Genomic DNA, 19,498 nt, shown 5'->3' with positions numbered 1-19,498 from the left:
AGAGCGCGAGGGGAAGGGGCCTCGCCGGGGATGACAATCCATCCGTTTTCGAAAGATCTCAAAGCCCATGACCCGCTTCATCGCCAATGCCCGCATGTATTCCGTCACGCCGGAAGTCGAGGAGCATTGGAAGGTCCTGCTCGGCCATGTCATGGCGAGCGCCGGCGTGGACTTCGACTACGAGCCCTATCCCGCCCCGCAGCCCCTGGAAGTGCTGTGGGAGCGTGACGATCTCGGCTGCGTCTTCATGTGCGGCTATCCGATCGCCTTCCAGCTCTCGGAGGTGATCCCGATCGCGGCGCCCATTCCGGCCGCCGCATGGGCGGGCGGCAAGCCGCTTTACCGCTCCGACCTGATCGTGAAGGCCGACAGTCCCTTCCAGCGCCTCGAGGATACGTTCGGCCATCGCATCGGCTGGACCGTCGAGCATTCCCACTCCGGCTTCAACGCATTGCGCCATCACCTGCTGCCGCATCGCTCCCCCGATCGCCCGGCACTCTACCGGGAGGTCGTCGGCAATCTCGTCACCGCGCGCGGCATTCTCGACAAGGTGCTGGCCGGCGAGATCGATGTCGGCCCGCTGGACGGCTATTGGCATGAACTGATCCGCGCCTATCGCCCCGACCTCACCGAGGGCATCCGCGTGATCGGCTCGACCGGCCTGGCGCCGATCCCCTCCTTCGTGGCGGCTCCCGGCCTGCCCGCAGAGACGATCGTGCGGCTCAAGGCCGCCTTCGCCGCCGCCCATCACCAGCCCTGGTTCGCCCCACTCGGCGCAGCGCTTCGGCTCAACGGCTTCGCGCCGGTGGAGCAGGCCGATTTCGACAGGACGCTGGCCTGGGACCGCGAAGCCCGCGAACAGGGCTACACCACCATCGCCTGAGCGCTGGCCCCCTTCACCCGAATCCAGGCAAAGAAAAAGGGCGGAGAGACCCCCTCATCCGCCCTTCGAATGCCCTCCCTCAAATCCGGAAGGGCGTCATCTCTGATGCAAGCCGATCAGTACAGTGGTTCCGGCTCCAGGCTCGAACGCCTCTTGTTGGTCCTGGGCTGGGGTGCCGGCTCAGGCATGCCGCCCATATCCGCCTGTACGGTCTCGGGCTGGATACGGACCGTGGGTACGGTGCGCGACTGGGCGACCATGGGCCGCCGCGGCTTGGCCACAGGCGCCGATGCCTCGACACCGGACGGTCCCTGCTGGAAGTTGAACTGCGGCTGCGCGTTGCCACGGGCCGGCGGCAAAGCGATGTGGGAACCATCCTGCTGGGCTGCGCCCAGATGCACCTTGCCGACGGAACCGCGCGGACGCACCGGCGGCAATGCCTCCGGCACCATGCCGGCATCCGGATCATTCTGGGCAACCTGCACGTCAGGCACGGCACGGCGCTTGGCCGGGCTCAAACGGGGACGGGTCGGAGGCAGGATGTCGATGACCGGATCGGCCTGCGGAGCGGCATCCTGATAGGCCACGGTCGGCAGAGGCCGGGTGGCAGGCCGCGAATATCTGCGCGGCTGCGGCGAGGGCATCGGCTCGGCGGCGGCCACCGTCGTCGGCAGCGGCGGCATCTCGGCCTGGGCCACCATCACCGGCGGAGCGGAAGGCGCATCGCCACCGCGGCGGCGCTTCTCGTAGAAGGCATTGCCGCCGGCAACGGCCACATAATGCATGTTGTTATAGGGATAGGTGTAGCCGGCCGTATGGAAGAAATGCACGTTCTTCGACATGCCGGGATAGCGCTTGCCACTGATCACCGCATCGGCGATGCGGAAGGCGCGCTCGCGGCCGGAATCGTTCATCTTCTTGGTCAGCACGCCCGGGGCGAACTGCACACGCTGGCCAACCGTGCCGCAGATCGAGCGCGGATATTTGCCGGACTCGACGCGGTTCATCACCACCGTGCCGACGGCGAGCATGCCGTCGTCGCTGGATCGGTTGGATTCGAAATACATGGCACGTGCCAGACACTCACGCTCATTCGTGGTGCTGGCCACACGCGAGGTCGAAAAGAGGGCGCAGCCGCCAAGAGCCGAGGTGACCGCCGCAATCGCGAGGAAACGCAGGGCAGATGTGAGGGTTCGTGTCTTCATGCGCTCGTTGTGCGTTGAGAAAGTTAACGACCGGTAATCATTTTTGTGGCGGAATTGCAACGAGCCTGCAAAACTTCTCCATACGGGTGTCTTTTTAACGGGATGGTTACCCGAATCTTGCCAGCCGTGCCCGATTTGCAACACTTTTGGGGGGGCGGAAGCGCCCTTTGGTTAACGGGCTCAAGCAGTGGGGGTCCGCTCGCCGATTTCCTGGCGCAGCCATTTGAGCAGGGTCGATATGGTGCGATGGCGCCAGCGCGCTTCGGGCGCGATCAGCCAATAGCTGCCCAGCGAGACGTCGGTGTCGAGGAGTTCGACCAGCCGTCCCGCTGCGATGTCCCCGTCCGCCTGCAGGCTGGTCGACAGCGCCACACCCTGGCCCGCCAGGGCGGCGTCATGGGTCGACGAGGCCGACCACAGCCACGGCCCCTTCAGCGTGGCGGCCCGGTAGCCAGCGAGACGGAAGAAGCGATGCCATTGGCTGGCATTGTCTTCATGAATGAGCTTCTGGCCGGCAAGATCGGCGAGGCTCGCAATCGGCGCCTGCGTCGCCAGCCAGGCCGGGCTGGCGACGGGAAAGATGCGCACGCGCTGGAGCAGCGCAGCCGTCACAGGCGATGCCGGCGCCTCCTCGGCGAAGATGATGGCGGCATCCGCTTCATGCCGGGCGAAATCGGGCTGGTCCGAAGTCGCGCGTACCACGATGATCGTATCCCGCAGCACGGCCTGCAGGGCATCGAGCCGCGGCGTGAGCCAGCGGGCCGCCAGGCCCGGCGCACACCACAGCCGCAACTGGCCGCGCAGGCGCTGGGCCGGCCGCAGCTCCATGGTGACTTCGGCGAGTTGACCGAAAGCCGCAGTCGTCACTTCGAACAGCCGGGCACCGGCCTTGGTCAGCCTGACGCCACGCGCCCCGGAGGTGACAAGCTGAAGATCGAACCAGGCTTCCAGGTGGCGCACATGCCGGGACACCACGGTATGGCTGACACCGAGCGCTTCGCCGGCCTTGCGCATGGATGAAAAGCGCCCGACCGCCTCGAAGGCCCGGAGCATGGATAAAGGCGGCAGCCGGCCGCCGAAAGCCGGCCCGGCGCCATCGCCGGCATCCGCCTCCTCGGTGCCGAATGCAGCTTCGCTCGAAGGCCTGTTGCCTGGACCCGCCACCGCGCCGTGCCCTTTCCATGCCCGATCCCGCCCCGCATCCCCGCCTGCGGCCATACGCCGGGTGACTGGTGCCTCAAGGCTTCAGTGGTTACAAATCCGCACCACCGCGGCAGGCATAAAGCACCTGCCGCCTTGCGGCAAGACGTGGCAGGATTCGCCCCAAGCGCCTGATCAGCCGCAATCCAAGAGCGTCGTCACGGAAAGGCTCCGAACCGATCGGACAACAGCCCGTCGATGGTCCCGCACGGAGATTGACGAGCCGGTCGCACAGCGCCATAGCATGCGCCCACAGCGCATTGATCAAGCAATCGGAGTTCGATCCATGAATGCACCCGCCACCAAGGCGCATGGCGCCAACCGCACCCAGACGGAGGACCTTCTGGAAAGGCGCGCCAGCGTCTTCACGCGCGGCATGAGCGCGGGCCAGCCGGTCTTCGCCGCCAAGGCCAAGAACTCCGAGATCTGGGATGTGGAAGGCCGCCGCTTCATCGATTTCGGCGGCGGCATCGCCGTGCTCAACACCGGCCACCGCCACCCGACCGTGATGAAGCGGGTGCAGGAGCAGCTCGAGCGCTACACCCATACCTGCCTGATGGTGACGCCCTATGAGCCGGCCGTGCAGGTCGCAGAAAAGCTCATCGAGATCGCACCGATCTCCGGCCCCAAGAAGGTGATGCTGGTCACCACCGGCGCCGAGGCCGTCGAGAACGCCATCAAGATCGCGCGCGCCCATACCGGCCGCTCCGACGTCGTGGTGTTCAACGGCGCCTTCCATGGCCGCACTTTGCTGGCGATGGCGATGACCGGCAAGGTCGTGCCCTACAAGACCAAGTTCGGCCCCTTCCCCGGCGGCGTCTGGCGCGTGCCCTATCCGATCGAGCACAAGGGCATTTCGGTCGAGGACACCTTCGAATCGCTGAAGTGGCTGTTCAAGACGGATGTCGATCCCAAGAACGTCGCCGCCATCGTGATCGAGCCGGTGCAGGGTGAAGGCGGCTTCTACATCGCCTCGCCGGAATTCCTCAAGCGCCTGCGCGCCCTGTGCGACGAGCACGGCATCCTCCTGGTCGCCGACGAGATCCAGACCGGCTTCGGCCGTACCGGCAAGTGGTTCGCGATGGAGCATTCCGGCGTCGAGCCCGACCTGATCACCACTGCCAAGAGCCTGGCCGGCGGCTTCCCGCTCGCCGGCATCGTCGGCAAGGCCGATATCATGGATGCACCGGAGCCCGGCGGCCTCGGCGGCACCTATGCCGGCAACCCGGTGGCCTGCGCCGCCGCGCTCGGCGTGTTCGAGGCCTTCGAGGCCGAGGACCTGCTCGACAAGTCGGCCAAGCAGGGTGAACTCATCCTCAAGCGCCTCAAGGCGATCAAGCGCAAGAAGACCGGGCGCCCGATCGGCGATATCCGAGGCCTCGGCGGCATGACGGCTTTCGAGCTCGTCACCAGCCATGGCGGCAACGAGCCCGATCCCGCCGCGGCCAAGGCTCTCGCCGCCGAATGCCTCGAGCGCGGCCTGATGATCCTCACCTGCGGCGTCTATGGCGAAACGGTGCGCCTGCTCGCCCCGCTCACCATCCAGCCCAAGGTGCTCAAGGAAGGCCTCGACATCCTCGAAGCCGCTTTGCTCGGCACCAAGTAAGCCTGTCGCGATGGGCCGTTTCCGGCTCCTCGCCGTCACCATCCTGCTGGCGCTCCTCAGCGCCGGCGGGACTGCTCTTGCCGAAGTCCGCTTCGGCAGGAACGTCTTCATCGGCGGCCATGATTTCTCCAACCGCCGCTACGGATCGGTGCATATCGAGACGACGACGCGGCGCCCGCCCTGGTATGGCTGCCGCTGGTACCGGCCCGGCTCGCGCTATCAGGGCCGCCCGATCCGCACGCGCACGCAGATCTGCAATCTCAGGCAGATTCCCTCTTCGCAAAGACGATGGTGACATTCGGGGGGCGGGTCTTCAGACCCGCCTTATACCGCACCGGCTTGGCGCCTGCAGGCTGGTCTGAAGACCAGCCCCCCAATATCCTCACACCGCCTCCCACGCGCCGCTCTTTTCCGAGCGGAACAGCGCATCGATGATCTTCATGTTCTGCACGGCGTCGGCCGGACCGTAGGGCAGCGTGATCTCGCCGCGGATGGCGGCGGAGAAGGCATCGACCTCCTCGGCATATTGGTCGACCGGGGCGATGGTCTCGGCCACCGCCGAGGCGTCGCCGAGCCTGGAGCCGTCGTCGGTATAGACGGTGACGGCCTCGGCCTGCGGTGCGTTGAAGGGGATGGTGATCTCGAAGCGCTTCCTGGTGCCGACGATGTCGACCCGCTGCAGCGGGGTGAGCTGCGTCGACACCGTGAACTCGGTGCGGCGCCCCTCGCCGAAATCGAGGATGGCCGAGGCGAGGCGGTCGACGCCCGTCGCCGGATCGCGATCGACCAGGGCGACCACCCGCCTTGGCTCGGCCTCGAAGATGAAGCGGCCCGCGACGATCGGATAGCAGCCGATATCGAGGATGCCGCCGCCGCCGATGTCGAGCTGGTTGCGGACATTGGCGGGATCGACATTGTAATAGGAGAAGAAGGCCTGCACGGCCCTGACCTGGCCGAGTTCGCCCGAGCGCGCGGCCTCCCTCGCCCGCAGCCATTGCGGATGGAAGCGCACCATGAAGGCTTCCATCACCAGCCGGTCGCGCGGCAGCACCAGCAGCTGCGCCGCATCCTGGGCCGTCAGGCCGATCGGCTTCTCGCACAGCACATGCTTGCCCGCCGCCACGGCCTGCAGGGTGAGAGGCACATGGAGGTGGTTGGGCAGCGGATTGTAGATGGCATCGATATCGGGGTCGGCCAGCAGGGCTTCATAGGACCCATAGGCCTTGGGAATACCGAGCTCCTTGGCGACGGCCTCGGCACGGGCCAAGTCGCGCGAAGCGATGGCGACCGCTTCCGCGCCCTTCGCCCGCTGGATGCCTGGAATGACCTTGCCCGTGCCGATCTTTGCCGTTGAAAGGATGCCCCAGCGCGTCTTGGCCATCGCGATTCGCTCCCGAGAATAAGTCCGACATATGGATTCGACTCATTCTTGGCATGGCCAGGGACGGGAGGAAAGACCTGCCGTTGCAGGTGGCGCCGCCCCATCGGTGCCAGCTATGGACTCGACCTGCGAATTGGCGGCAGATAGACAGATCCGATCCTTCGGCAACAGAAATAGTTTCAGCCCAAGAAATAGTTTTAGCCATGAGCAACAACCGAACACGCCCCCCGGGCGATCCTTGGAAGAATGCCGAGGCCGTCTTCAAGCCCGCAGCACCCAAGGCACCGGCGGCGGCCGCGCCACGACCGGCCCTGCCCAATGCCAAGGAACTGGTTTCGCTGCGGATCGACCGCGACGTGCTGGAGCACTTCCAGGCTGATGGACCCGGGTGGCAGGACCGCATCAATGCGATCCTGCGGGAGGCTTCCGGCGTGGATCACTAGAGCAAAACGCGTTTTCACGAAAACGCTTTTTTACTCTAACTCTTTGGTTCGACGCGTCTTTGCGATTCCAGGTGACTCGGTCAAATCGCAAAACGCTTTAGCCCGGTCTTCGGCCGGACGAGCTGAATGCTGAGAACGACGGCTGAAAACGCGATCTCAGCCCGTCACCAGAAACTCGGGATCGGCCGGAATCTGCATGGCCGTGACCAGATGATTGGTCTTGCCGGCCAGGCCGATGATGGCGATGAGCTCGCCATATTGCGCGTCATCCATCCCCTTGGCCCGCGCGGCCGCCGTATGGGAATGTACGCAATATTGGCAGGAATTGGCGGTGGAGACCGCGATATAGATCAGCTCGCGCGTGAGGGGATCGAGCGCGCCCTCGCCCACCATCACCGCCTTGACCTCTTCCCAGGTGCGTTTCAGCAGCACCGGATCATTGGCGAGGCCGCGCCAGAAATTATTGACGAAATCGGATTTGCGCGTCGCCCTGATGTCGTCGAACACCGCCTTCGCGGCCGGGTTGGCAGCGACCTCGTCGTCGCTGAGAAGTCTTACGGTGGCCATCTTGTACTCCTGTGCAGATTGCGCGCGTAGCGTAACTATACAAACCCTAGCGCGACATTTGTCATTGCCGGGCTTGACCCGGCAACCCAGTCTCTTTTCAGCACAGTGAGCCCTCGGCACCTGGATGCCCGGGTCAAGCCCGGGCATGACAAAAGGTAGCGTTTCAATCGCGATATCAGACAGTTACAGTCCCGCGCTCCAATCGCTCCAATCATCCACGACCTACCCCAGCCTCTCCCCGCTCTCGCCATCGAAGAGGTGGAGGGCCCTGTCGTCGAAGCCGATGCCGACCTTTTCGCCGATCTCGCGCTGGAACTCCTTGTCGACCTTCACCGTCACGCTGGCCGCCCCGCAGCGGCAGGTGACCAGCGAATGATCGCCGATCAGCTCGATGGCGAAGACCTCGCCGGCGAACTTGCCGAGATCCGGCTCGGTCACCCGGCAATCCTCGGGCCGGATGCCGGCAACCGCCCGTGACGTCGAACTGGTGTTGGTGGTGCCGAAGCCGCCGGCCTCGGAGGAAAAGCGCCCTTCCTTCAGCTCTCCCTCCAGGAAGTTCATCGGCGGCGAGCCGATGAAGCCGGCGACGAAGAGGTTGGCGGGCCGGTTGTAGATGTTGGCCGGCGTATCCAGTTGCTGCAGCACGCCCTTGTCGAGCAGGGCCACGCGATGGGCCAGCGTCATCGCCTCCACCTGGTCATGGGTGACATAGATGGTGGTGATGCCGAGCTCGTGCTGCATGTGCTTGAGTTCGGCGCGCATATGGCCGCGCAGCTTGGCATCGAGATTGGACAGGGGCTCGTCCATCAGGAAGGCGGCGGGGCGGCGGATGATGGCCCTTGCGAGCGCCACGCGCTGGCGCTGGCCACCGGAGAGCTGCCGCGGCAGGCGGTCGAGCAGATGATCGAGCTGGACCTGGCGGGCCACGTCCTTCACCGCCGCCTCGATCTCGGCCTTGGGGCGTTTGCGCACCGTCAGGGGATAGGCGATGTTGGCGAACACCGTCTTGTGCGGATAGAGCGCATAGGACTGGAACACCATCGCGATGTCGCGATATTTCGGCAGGACATGGGTGACGTCGCGCTCGCCGATCCGCACCGAGCCGGAGGTCACCGTCTCCAGCCCCGCAATCATGCGCAGGGCCGTGGTCTTGCCGGAACCGGAGGCGCCCAGCAGCACCAGGAACTCGCCATCCCTGACTTCGAGGTCGAGCCCCTTGACCACGTCGACGGCGCCGAAGGATTTGTGGACGTTGTTGAGCGTGACTTGCATCTTCAACCCTTGACGGCGCCGACCATCAGGCCTCGCGCAATATGCTTTTGCAGGAATGCGGCAATCACGATGACGGGCACGATCATGATGACGATCAGCACCGACATGTACCACCATTGCGGGCCGCGCGTGGTGTTCTGGGCGGAGACCAGCACCGGCATGGTCTGCGCATTGGCATTGGAGAGGAACAGGGCCAGGAGATATTCGTTCCAGGCCAGGATCAGCACCAGCATGAAGGTGGCAGCCAGTCCCGAGCGCACCAGCGGCAAAGCGATGGTGAAGAACACGCGCAGCTTGGAAGCGCCGTCGATCTCGGCGCTCTCTTCCAGATCCAGCGGAATGCCGGCGAAGAAATCGCGCGTCAGCCAGACCACGATCGGCAGGTTGACGGCGGTATAGGTCGAGATCAGCGCGATCTGGGTGTCGAGCAGCTTGAGGTTCTGGAACATCACATAGATCGGCAGCACGGCCACGATCGGCGGCATGATGCGGTTGGAGATCATCCAGAACTCGATGTCGTTGTTGCCGAGCGCCGCCTTGAAGCGCCGGCCGATGGTGCCGAGGATCATGAAGAACAGCACCAGGGCCGCCACCACCGCTGCCGGCCAGGGCACGGCAAACACGGAGACGGCGACGATGACGCCGGCGGCCAGGACGATGAAGGCGATGATCGCCGCGAGCTTGACCTGGAAGCGGATGCGCACCAGGGCATAGGCGGCGAGCGAGCCGATGATCAGGGCCAGGACGGTACTCACCAGCGCCACGATGATCGAGTTCACATAGGGCCAGAGCGTGTTGTTCTGGAACAGCATGAAGTTCCAGGCATCCAGCGTCGGCTGGAAGTCGACGAAGGGCAGGTAATAGGGGCCGGCATCGACCTGGATCTGCACCTTGAGCGAGGTGACCAGCACCCAATAGAGCGGGAAGAGCACCACGAAGGTCCAGCCCACGAGCGCGGCATAGGTCAAGGCCTTCGGGATCGGGGCCAGTTCCTCCAGGCTGCGGCGCTCGAACAGGCGGCGCAGCAAGGGACGATCATCAGGAGTTGCACTCATCCCTGATACCTCCGGCTGGGTCGCACCACGAAATTGAAGAAGGAGACGCAGGTGATCGTCGACACGAACAGGAGGAGGTAGCCGACCGCCGCCGAGCCGCCGAAATCCTGAGTCCGCCAGGCGATGAAGGAATGCAGGGTCAGCGATTCCGTCGCCAGGCCCGGGCCACCGGCGGTGAGCACGTTCGGCATGTCGATGATCTTGAAGGCTTCGATCAGGCGGATCAGCACCACCGTGGCCGCCACCGGCGCGATTGCCGGCCAGGTGATGTCCTTGAAGATCTGCCAGGGGCCGGCGCCATCGAGATGGGCCGCCTCGAGCTGGTCGCGCGGCTGGTTCTCGATCGCCGCCAAGAGCACGATGAACATGAAGGGCGTCCACTGCCAGGTATCGCCGACCAGCACCATCAGCCGCGCCGACCAGGCTTCCGTGGCCCAGGACCATTGGCTGACACCGAAGAGCTGGCTGAGCGGGGCGAAGGGTCCCTTCTGCATGTCGGCCAGCATGCGGAAGATGTAGGCGACGCCCACCGGCGTCACCATCACCGGAATGAAGAAGATCACGCGGAACCAGCTGCGGGCCCGGATCGGCTGGGCGCAGAGCAGTGCCAGGCCGAGACCGATCAGGAACTGGACTGAGACCCCCACCACGACATAGAGCAGCGTGTTCAGGAGCGTGCCGGGAATGCCGCCGGCCACCGTGGTGGCGAGCACGGTATAGACGATGCCGGCGACCAGGCCGGCGGTGATCAGCCGCCCGAGGAAACCGAAGAGCGTGAAGCCGTCGCGGGCAAAACGCACCAGCCACAGCGCGAGCAAAGCGAGAGCCGCAGCAAAGAGCAGCCATTCCAGAAGGCCGAAGACCTTGAGCGTACCGAGGAAGTGATATTGCTGGGCCCCGAGGAACAGGCGCAGATAATTGTAGAAGCCGATGAAGGTGAGCGTGAAGCTGCCGCCGGCGAGCTTGAAGCGCGACAGCGACAGATAGGCCGAGGCGACCAGCGGAAAGATGGCGAAAGCCAAGAGGATGAGCACCGCCGGCAGCACCATGATGCGGCCGGAATGGCGATCGACCCATTGAGAGAGACGCTCCCGCCGGTCGGTTTCATCGGGGATGGAGAGGTTGACGGCCATATTTTTCTCAACGCGTCGTTTTGAGATTCAACCGGTTTTGAGATGGCGCCGCTCTTTACCCTCCCCTGGAGGGATCGGCCATTCCTCTTGAATGGCCTGGGGTCGACGCGCAGCGTCGGGGTGGGGTGACTTTTTCGCGGCGAAGGGCGTTCTGCAGCCTCGCTCGTCTTGCCAGAACAAAGCGCCTCTTCACCCCACCCCGGACTTCGTTCGCCCCTCCCCCTCCAGGAGGAAGGTAGCCCCCTATTTCGCGCCCAGCGTGTTCTTGTAGAACTTCAGCTGGTCCTCGGTGCCGATCTGGTCGTTGAGGTCCTTCCAGCCATCGGCGACCGCCTTGACGGTGGCTTCCTCGTCGATCTCGCCGGCCAGGAAGCGGGCGATCGCCTCATCCAGCACCACCTGCTGATATTTCTGGTTCTGCGGGATGCGCAGGTCCAGGATCATGTTCGGGCTGTTGAGGCTGTCCTTGATGGCACCGAGATAGGAGGCCGCCGCCTTCTCGCTCATGCCGGCCTTCTTCCAGCCGTCGTTGTAGCTGAGCTGGGAGGTGCGATAGGCGTTGAAGCCGGTCTTGCCGATGGTGACGTCGACATTCGACTGGGCCGGCGCGCTCATATAGGAGAAGAAGGCATAGGCCGCATCCTTGACCTTGTCCTTGGCCTTGACGTTGATGCCGCCGCTCCAGCCGCCGAAGGCGGCATAGGGCGCATGGTTCACGCCGTCGATGGCATTCGGGCAGGTCTCCTTGGAGCAGGCTTCGAGCTTGCCGGTGTCCCAGTTCAGCACCTGCTTGGCCCCCGGCATGATGGTGGCGCCCGTCTTGTCGATCACCCTGGAGGTCGCGGGATCGATGGCGAGCACGCCGACATCACCCCAGTCGAGGTTGAGGGCGCATTTGCCGGAAGTGAACAGCGGGCGGGTGTCCGACACGTCCATGTTCAATTCGTCCGGCGGGCCGTACTTGCCGGATTCCTTGAGGAAGGACAGCGCTTTGCGGAAGGCCTCGTTATCGACGAGCGGCGTCATGTCCTTGGTGTTGAAGAAGGTGCCCTGTGACGTGCCCTTCGACTGGGTCATCGAGCCGACCACGTCGGTGACGAACCAATAGCTCTGGGCGTTGCGCTTCTTGGCGATGCAGGAGCCATAGACCTTCTGGCCGTCGACCTCCATGCCGTTCAGCTTCTTGGCCGCTTCCAGATATTCGTCCCAGGTCGTCGGCGGTTTCAGCCCTGCCTTGTCGAAGATATCGGTGCGGTAATAGAGCATGTGAAAATCGCCATCGAACGGCACCAGATAAGTCTTGCCGCCATAGCTCGACGAAAAGTCGCGGAAGAAAGGGGCGATATCGTCCCAGGCGATCGCCTTGTCCTTGGCGACCCGGCCGCCGATGTCCTCGAGATAGCCACCGGCGACATAGTCCACCATCCATTGCGGCGCGAACACGGCCGCATCCACGGAATTGGTGCCGCTCGCCCAATCGGTCAGCACCTTCTGGTAGAGATCGGAGAAGGGCACCGCGATCACGTTGATCTTGGCGCCCGTCAGCTTCTCGAATTCCGGCGCGCGCCGCTGCAGCGGCTCCTGGATGGCGCCCGTCTGCGTCATAATGTTGACGGTGACGCCATCGAACTCGCCCGCCTTGGCCGGCAGCGCCGCTCCCGCGAGCGCCGCAGCCATCAACGCGGCGCCAACAACTCCGCCTTTCGAAGCCATTCATCCCTCCCAAATGTCGTTTTTGTGTTTTTATGCCGATGTCAGGCGCTGCATTCACGCCAGTACATCCCTGCAGCCGGACATCGCGAGCCGATTATGGCACCGGCGCTGAGAAAACGTCAAATGTCGGATCATTGACTGGAAGATCGCTTTTATTCCAGAATCAGCTATAGGATCGGCGATGAGTTCTTGAATGCTATACCGTCGATGAAAGCATTGTTTACCTGCCCGTCAAGTTCACCTCTCCGGCTCCTTGCCGCAAGGGACAGTACAGTTTATCTTTCAATATTCTCGCGTTATTTCCTCTACTGTAATCTCCCGGTTTAGTCGCGGATGACCGCAAGAGCCTAAAGACCAACGACGACATGTCTCCCCGGTTCGTGATGAATGACTGGCCATGTGAGGAAGCGGCATCGTGTTTGCGCCCTTGATGAAAGGCCATAAGGGGCTGGTTCGCGTCGGAGCGTCGCAATGGAGCGTATGCGAGGTCGATCCTCACTTCGTCTTCAAGCTCGGCCCCTGGCCCGCCAGATATGTCGCCATCGAAGTCATTTCGAACGGCCCAGAGCTCGAACCGCACCTTTACATCGATACCGGCTATGGTTTTCGGCCCGAACAGGTACTGCCGCTGCCGGCGGCGCGTCACGGCGTCTATGCCTTCCGGACCAGCGGCATCAAAGGCTTCCGTCGCGTGCGCTTCGACCCCTGCGAGGACTATCCGGGGGCGAACGGGGAGCAGGGCAGCTTCACCCTGAACATCCGCACGGCCCGCTCCCTGGCCTCGCTCCGCCGGCAGCTCGGCACCGCCGCCGACCACTTGCATCTGCTCGAGCTCGACGAATTGGCCAAAGCGCCGCCACCTCCGCGCCAGCTCCCGCCGGAGGAGCATTTTCGGGCCGTCCTGCATCTGGCCGAGGCCGGCCTTCGGCAGATGGAGCCATCCGAGGAAAGACCGCCGGCACCGCTGCTGTCCTTCGTGGTTCCGCTTCGCGATACGCCGACCGCCTTTCTCGATACCCTCCTGAACTCGCTGCGCGGCCAGCGCGCCGGCAACTGGGAACTGCTCCTGTGTGACGATGCATCCAGCAACAGGGCTACCCTCGCCTGGCTCGAACGCCTGGAGGGACAGCCCCGGATCCGCATCCTGCGCAATCCGCGCAATCAGGGCATTGCCGACACCACCAATCTTGGCCTCGCCGCGGCGCAGGGGGAATGGGTCGGCCTCATCGACCATGACGACGCCCTCGCGCCGCTGGCCCTCGACTATCTCAACGAGACCATCCGCCGCCATCCCGACGCACAGTTCATCTATACCGATGAAACCATCACCGACGCCAAGCTGAAACCGACGGGCTATTTCTTCAAGCCCGCCTATGACCCCGTGCTGCTGTCCGGGGTCAACTACATCAATCACCTCTCGCTCTATCGGCGCCAGCGTCTGCAGGCGCTGGGCGGCCTGAGCGCCGGCTTCGACGGTTCGCAGGATTATGAACTCCTGCTGCGCTATCTCTCGGGACTGCCGGCCGAGACCATCGTCCACCTGCCCTACCCCGCTTATCTGTGGCGGCGGCACCGGACGTCCTTTTCCAACGCCAACCTGGCCACGGCGGTCGGCCACGCCCGCCGGGCCCTGGCCGCGCATTATGCCAGCGACGGCATCGCCGCGCCGGTTGGTCCGGCACTGGTACCCGATCTTCACCGTGTCGAACTTGTACCCGATCGCCACCGGTGGCCCTCCGTCAGTATCGTCATTCCCAATCGCGACAGTCCCGCTTTGATCGGCCGCCTGCTGGCCGACCTCTATGAACGCACCGACTATGCCGATTTCGAGATCATCGTCGTCGACAATGGCAGCACGAACGCACAGACGCTGTCGCTCTACGAGACCATGCGTGGCCAGCACGATAACTTCCGGACAGTGATGACAACCGAGCCCTTCAACTTCTCGCGCCAGGTCAACCGGGGCATGCGGGAAGCAAAGGGGCAGGCGATCCTGCTGCTCAACAACGACATCGAGATCGCCGCCGCCGGCTGGCTCAAGGAAATGGTGAGCTGCCTCGACTATCCGCAAACCGGCATCGTCGGTGCCCGCCTGCTCTATCCCACCGGCAGGCTGCAGCATGCGGGCGTCATCGTCGGGCTCGGCGGTCTGGCCGGCCATTGGTACGCCAACGCAGCGCAGGACTCGTCGGGACCGATGAACCGTCTCAAGGTACGCCAGACGCTCAGTGCCGTCACCGGCGCCTGCATGCTGATCTCGCGCCAATGCTACGCCCGGGTCGGCGAGTTCGACGAGACGGCTTTTGCCATCGCCTATAACGATGTCGATTATTGCCTGCGTGCAGCCGCCGCCGGCCTGCGGACCGTGTGGACGCCCTTCGCCACCCTCACCCATCATGAATCCGCCTCACGGGGCAGTGACGAGACCAAGGCGAACAAGGAACGCTTCCAACGCGAAAAGGAGGCCTTGCGCCAAAAATATCATACGGATGCCTTCGAGGATCCAGCTTACAGCCCCTGGTATTCCAGGCATTTGGCCACCCCCCGAGAAATTCTGCCGCCAAGCCTGCCATCGCCGCGCTCCTGGACGACAATCCCGACTGGTTCCGGCGAAACCGACATGTCCCTCCTGTTCAAGGCCGACCAAGCATGACCGTCATCACCGGGCGCCAATCCCGCAAGGCACGGCCGCCGGCATGAAGCTTACGCCGCTCGTCGATGTCGTCCTGCGGGACGGCCGGACCATCTCGCAAAGTGGCCTGCCCTGGCTCAGGATCGAAGCGCCGGCGCGGCTATGGGCCGGGCGTTGGGTCCGCCTCGTCTTCGAGGCCAGCCTGCTCGACCCCCTGACCCGGCCGATCCTGCGCATCGTCCGCCCAGGCGGCGAGGAGGAAGTGATGCTGCCCGCTCCGTCCTTCGGCCGCGGAAGCTGGATCGGCTTCCTGCCGTCCGATGCAACCGAGCTGCACCTGTCGCCGGTCGATTGGGCCGGCCCGTTCGCGTTCCGGCTGGTGAGCCTTGGCCGCGTCGGCCCGTTCCGGCGGTTGGCCAGAGGCGCACGGCGCCACCCCAAGGCGGTCATGAGCGCGCTGTGGGCCGGCATGCGCGGCAATCGGCAGGTGGAGCAAACCCGGCTCAGGCGTGCGCTGGGGGCGACGCCCCTCACCATGTACGAGGCCTGGCGCCTCGAGCGCAGCCGCGCCATCGAGTGGACAGGCCTCGACATGCCATCGCCGGCTGCCCTCGGCATAGGTTTCCATCTCGTCATCATCGGGGATCCATCGAAGCATGCGGCGGCGTGGCACGACTTCCTCGCCTCCCAACCACTCAAGGGCATCGCCCTGTCATGGGCTTCCCCCCAAACCTCCCTTGCTCCCCTCCTGAACGGGATCGCGGAGGATGATCTGGTGATCGGCCTGCGGGCAGACGACCGGCTGACCGCTTTCGCCCTGGCCGCCGTTGCCCAGCGAGCCGTCGAAGACCCGGCAGCCCTTTATTATGGCGACGAGGAATGTGACGGCACGCCCCGCTTCAAGCCGGACTGGAGCCCCGTCCTCGCCCGCCATGCGGCGCTGCTCGGGCGGGCCTGGTTCGCTCGTGCCAATTGGCTGCGTCAGGTCATGCCCTCCGGCGCCACGGTCGAGGACCTGCTGTTTCGTCCGCCCGTCGACGCCCTCGTCCGGGCCGTGCATGTTCGCCGCATTCTGCTCGCCACCCCGCATGCCAGCCCGGCCGTTCCTCTTCCTCCGCTCAGCCCGGCCGTCATGCTCGCCGGGGGGCAGTCGCCGATGTCGACGATCATCATTCCGACCCGGGATCGGGCCGACCTGTTGTCGGCCTGCATCGGCAGTCTGCTCGACCGCACCCCGCAGGACCGTTTCGAGGTCGTCATCATCGACAATGGCAGCAGGGATCCGGACACCCTGGCCTATCTGGAGAACGTGACGAAGGACCCTCGCTTTTCCATCCTGCGCAGCCCCGGATCCTTCAATTTCGCAGCCATCTGCAACGAGGCAGCAGGGCGGGCCCGCGGTGACACGCTGGTCTTCCTGAACAACGACACCGAGATCCTGTCCGACGATTGGCTGTCCCGGCTGACGGGCTGGGCCCGGCAACCGGACATCGGGGCCGTCGGCGCGAAACTTCTCTACAAGGACGATACGCTGCAACATGGCGGCGTGGTGCTCGGCATGGGCGGGCGGGCTGCCCATTTCGAGCGACGCCTGCCACGCACCGATACCGGCTTCTTCGGACGGCTCTCCCTGCCGCATGAATTGTCGGCGGTCACGGCCGCCTGCCTGGCGGTCTCGCGCGAGAAGTTTCGCGACATCGGCGGCTTCGACCAGCACAATCTTCCGATCGACCTGAACGACATCGATCTGTGCCTGCGCCTCAACGAGCGCGGCTGGCGAACCTTGCTGGATCCGTGCGTGGTACTGCACCATCACGAGTCCGCCTCGCGCAGCAACAAGATGCCGTCCGAGGTGCTGTACAGAAAAGAGATAGGATATTTCCGTTCGAAATGGCTCCACCTACTTAGGAACGACCCCTACTTCCATCCCGCGCTCTCGCTGGAGTGGTATAGGGCGGCCCTCGGTTGAGTGCAGTTTTTTGAGATTTTGTCTCGAGGTAGATTATTTGGACATAAATTTCGGGCTACATATTGCGGCGCAGCGATTTTAAGGTCTCATCCATGCTGAATTGCGCTATGAAGAGATGGGGGCTGGGCCATCATAGTGGCATATCGAGAAACACTGCCGACTGGAAAAGTAAATGCTATCGAGATGGCTTGGCAAGCTGCGGCGCCAATCGGTTCCCGCATTCCTATCCGAGCAGAAATCGCTAAAAGTATTTGATCGCTATGTAGTTTCGATGCCCAGCCATCAGAACGCCGTCGATGTCATCCCGGGTTGGAACAGTGGCTTTCCGCCGGAACTGGGTATTAGCGCCGGGCCGCTGGCGACCTATCTGGACCCGCGGATCGCCTGGATGATGAATCAGCACGGCCCGCTCGAGGGCAAGGTCGTCCTGGAGTTGGGACCGCTGGAGGCCGGCCATACCGTCATGCTCGAACGCGCCGGCGCCATGGTCGATGCCGTCGAGGCCAATCAGTCGGCTTTTCTGCGCTGTTTGATCACCAAGGAGATCTTCGGCCTGTCGCGGTCGCGCATCTGGCTCGGCGATTTCGTCAAATGGCTGGAGAACACCGAGAAAACCTACGATCTCATCGTTGCGTCCGGCGTGCTCTACCATGCCGACGATCCGCTGCATCTGATCGAACTGATCGCCAGGCGAACCGACGCGGTCTATTTCTGGACCCATTTCGTGGACGATGAACTCATGCCGCCATCGGATCCGAGACGAGCCGTCTTCGCCCGCCAGCCGCAGGTCCAGGATTTTCACGGCATCGCCGTGCGAACCTATCCGCGAACCTATCGCGGTGCCGCCAAACATGCCGAATTCTGCGGCGGTCCCATGGATCGGCATCGCTGGCTCAACCGCGACGATTTGCTGGCCGCCCTGCGGGCGGTCGGCTTTGCCCACATCACCTTGGAGGATGAGGATCCCGACCATCGCTACGGGCCGGCGATGTCGATCTATGCGCGGAAATAGAACGGTCGATCCCGAGATCCTCGAGCAGGCCGGCGCCCGCGGCAGGCTCGATCGGACAGGAATAACGGTGCGGATGAGCGCAATCTGGATATGAGAACGGATCTGAAGCAGCAAAAGGACGGCGAAGCCAAGGAGCTCCTGCCGCCCCCCGGCCCGGAGGAACGGCCCAGGCGGACCGGGCTCGCCTTGCGCCAGTTCGCCAATGCCACCAAGGTGTTCCGCGGGCGGAGCACAGACGTCACCGTCGTCGACGATACCCGTTCGCCCGAAGCCGTTCCCGACCTCGGTTCGCGCCAGTCCAGGCCTTATCTGTGGAGTTTCGTCCTGCTGGTGCTCATCCCGAGCATCGCCGCGTTCGTCTATTTCTTCGTCATCGCATCGGATCAGTTCCAGTCCGAAGCCCGTTTTACCGTGCGGGCCATGGAGCCGGAAATGTCGGACAAGGGCGGCGAATCGGAAACCGCGGCCACCCCGACGAGCAGCTCGATGATACCCGTAGCAACCGCCCAGAACGCGCATATCGTTGCCAACTACATCCGCAGCCGTGCCATCATCGATGACATCGGCGCGCAACTGAACATCCGCGAGATCTTCCAGCGTCCGGAAGTGGACCGCATCGCCCGCCTGTCCAATAAAGCTTCGATCGACGAACTCACCGACTATTGGCAGCGCAAGGTGGATGCCTATGTCGACCCCGTCTCCAACATCGTCACGGTGGATGTCACCGCCTTTCGCGCCGAGGATGCCCTGCGGCTGAACCAGGCCGTGCTGGCCGAAAGCGAGAAGCTGATCAATCGCATGTCGGAGCGGGCGCGGCGGGACGCGACCCAGGCCGCAGAGGCCGAAACGCGCCAGGTCTTCAAGCAGTTGCAGGACAGCCTCAAAGCGCTGCAGGACTTTCGCAACAAGGACGCGCTGATCGATCCGAGCCAACAGGGTACCCAGATCGCGACCTTGCTGATGCCCCTGATGACGGAACGGCTGAAGCTGAAGAATGACGAGGCGGTGATGGCGGCCGAGCTTCAGCCCGACGCCCCCAGCCTGCGCGTCCTGCGCAATCGCATCGCCTCCCTGGATGAGCAGATCGCGGCGTTGCGCGGACAATTGACCGGCAGCGACTCCCAGACCCTGGCCACCTCGCTTGCCAAATATGAAGAGCTCGACGTCGACCGCCTGCTCAACGAACGCAAATACGCCCGGGCACAGGCGGCGCTGGATCGCGCCGAGATCAGGGCACAGAGACAGGCCGTCTATCTAAGCATGTTCGTGCCGCCAAGCCTGCCCGAATTCGCCAAATATCCCTACCGCCTCGTCTATCCCCTGATGTTCTTCCTGTCCCTGCTGATCATCTGGGCGATCGGCGCCCTCACCTATGCGTCCGTGGAAGACCATCGGCTGTGAGCAGCGGCGACCAGCACTCCGGTTCG

Annotated in this window: 16 protein-coding genes; 8 read left to right on the top strand and 8 right to left on the bottom strand. The window is 64.0% G+C overall.

Translation table 11 applies throughout. From position 1 onward, the window contains the following. Window positions 1-67: 67 nt before the first annotated feature. Entirely contained in the window at window positions 68-883 is an 816-nt protein-coding gene (locus QM672_RS23640; RefSeq protein WP_311933039.1) for a phosphate/phosphite/phosphonate ABC transporter substrate-binding protein, read from the top strand. 116 nt (window positions 884-999) lie between these two features. Here the strand turns inward: QM672_RS23640 and QM672_RS23635 are convergent, their stop codons facing one another. Continuing rightward, a complete protein-coding gene (locus QM672_RS23635) occupies window positions 1,000-2,088 on the bottom strand; it encodes a cell wall hydrolase (protein ID WP_376717606.1) in 1,089 nt (362 codons plus the stop codon). A gap of 180 nt (window positions 2,089-2,268) precedes the next feature. Continuing rightward, window positions 2,269-3,252 carry a LysR substrate-binding domain-containing protein gene (locus tag QM672_RS23630; RefSeq protein WP_415085532.1) on the bottom strand — a complete coding sequence of 328 codons (984 nt, stop codon included), beginning with the start codon at window positions 3,250-3,252 and terminating at the stop codon, window positions 2,269-2,271. Between the two features lie 322 nt (window positions 3,253-3,574). Here QM672_RS23630 and gabT point away from each other — a divergent pair, with 322 nt between their 5' ends. Then, complete coding sequence (gene gabT, locus QM672_RS23625) at window positions 3,575-4,894, top strand: 4-aminobutyrate--2-oxoglutarate transaminase (RefSeq protein WP_311933036.1); 1,320 nt, start codon at window positions 3,575-3,577, stop codon at window positions 4,892-4,894. A 10-nt stretch (window positions 4,895-4,904) separates the two neighbouring features. Continuing rightward, the gene (locus tag QM672_RS23620) at window positions 4,905-5,189 is read left to right on the top strand and encodes a hypothetical protein (protein ID WP_415085530.1); all 285 of its coding nucleotides are present in this window, start codon (window positions 4,905-4,907) and stop codon (window positions 5,187-5,189) included. A gap of 87 nt (window positions 5,190-5,276) precedes the next feature. Here the strand turns inward: QM672_RS23620 and QM672_RS23615 are convergent, their stop codons facing one another. Then, entirely contained in the window at window positions 5,277-6,275 is a 999-nt protein-coding gene (locus QM672_RS23615) for a Gfo/Idh/MocA family protein (protein WP_415085528.1), read from the bottom strand. A 203-nt stretch (window positions 6,276-6,478) separates the two neighbouring features. On the opposite strand from QM672_RS23615, the gene QM672_RS23610 reads away from it, so the two are divergent. Beyond that, a complete protein-coding gene (locus tag QM672_RS23610; RefSeq protein WP_415085526.1) occupies window positions 6,479-6,718 on the top strand; it encodes a BrnA antitoxin family protein in 240 nt (79 codons plus the stop codon). Between the two features lie 156 nt (window positions 6,719-6,874). Here the strand turns inward: QM672_RS23610 and QM672_RS23605 are convergent, their stop codons facing one another. The 5 genes from QM672_RS23605 to QM672_RS23585 all read right to left on the bottom strand — a co-directional run bounded on the left by QM672_RS23605 (window position 6,875) and on the right by QM672_RS23585 (window position 12,458). Beyond that, window positions 6,875-7,285 (bottom strand): carboxymuconolactone decarboxylase family protein, encoded by a 411-nt coding sequence (locus QM672_RS23605; RefSeq protein WP_415085524.1) that lies wholly within the window; start codon window positions 7,283-7,285, stop codon window positions 6,875-6,877. Window positions 7,286-7,507: 222 nt separating this feature from the next. Further along, window positions 7,508-8,557, bottom strand: a complete 1,050-nt coding sequence (locus QM672_RS23600) for an ABC transporter ATP-binding protein (protein WP_394314920.1) — start codon at window positions 8,555-8,557, stop codon at window positions 7,508-7,510. A gap of 2 nt (window positions 8,558-8,559) precedes the next feature. Next, window positions 8,560-9,612, bottom strand: coding sequence for a carbohydrate ABC transporter permease (locus tag QM672_RS23595; RefSeq protein ID WP_415085522.1), 1,053 nt, complete (start codon window positions 9,610-9,612; stop codon window positions 8,560-8,562). Further along, window positions 9,609-10,745: a carbohydrate ABC transporter permease gene (locus QM672_RS23590; RefSeq protein WP_394314921.1), complete on the bottom strand. Its 1,137-nt coding sequence runs from the start codon at window positions 10,743-10,745 to the stop codon at window positions 9,609-9,611. Before QM672_RS23590 ends, QM672_RS23595 begins: the two co-directional genes overlap by 4 nt. Before the next feature lie 243 nt (window positions 10,746-10,988). Next, on the bottom strand, window positions 10,989-12,458 hold the full coding sequence (locus QM672_RS23585) for an ABC transporter substrate-binding protein (RefSeq protein ID WP_415085519.1): 1,470 nt from the start codon (window positions 12,456-12,458) through the stop codon (window positions 10,989-10,991). 415 nt (window positions 12,459-12,873) lie between these two features. Between QM672_RS23585 and QM672_RS23580 the strand changes: the two genes are divergently transcribed. From QM672_RS23580 to QM672_RS23565, 4 genes are all read left to right on the top strand, one after another. After that, window positions 12,874-15,111 carry a glycosyltransferase family 2 protein gene (locus QM672_RS23580; protein ID WP_415085517.1) on the top strand — a complete coding sequence of 746 codons (2,238 nt, stop codon included), beginning with the start codon at window positions 12,874-12,876 and terminating at the stop codon, window positions 15,109-15,111. A gap of 43 nt (window positions 15,112-15,154) precedes the next feature. Then, window positions 15,155-17,059: a glycosyltransferase family 2 protein gene (locus QM672_RS23575; protein WP_415085515.1), complete on the top strand. Its 1,905-nt coding sequence runs from the start codon at window positions 15,155-15,157 to the stop codon at window positions 17,057-17,059. Window positions 17,060-17,330: 271 nt separating this feature from the next. Next, a complete protein-coding gene (locus tag QM672_RS23570; protein WP_311933018.1) occupies window positions 17,331-18,071 on the top strand; it encodes a class I SAM-dependent methyltransferase in 741 nt (246 codons plus the stop codon). A 90-nt stretch (window positions 18,072-18,161) separates the two neighbouring features. Beyond that, window positions 18,162-19,472, top strand: coding sequence for a capsule biosynthesis protein (locus QM672_RS23565; protein ID WP_415085512.1), 1,311 nt, complete (start codon window positions 18,162-18,164; stop codon window positions 19,470-19,472). Window positions 19,473-19,498: the final 26 nt, after the last annotated feature.

Source organism: Labrys sp. (in: a-proteobacteria) (assembly GCF_047605565.1).
In the GTDB taxonomy this organism is placed as follows: domain Bacteria; phylum Pseudomonadota; class Alphaproteobacteria; order Rhizobiales; family Labraceae; genus Labrys; species Labrys neptuniae.
This window is presented reverse-complemented; position numbering and strand designations above follow the sequence as displayed.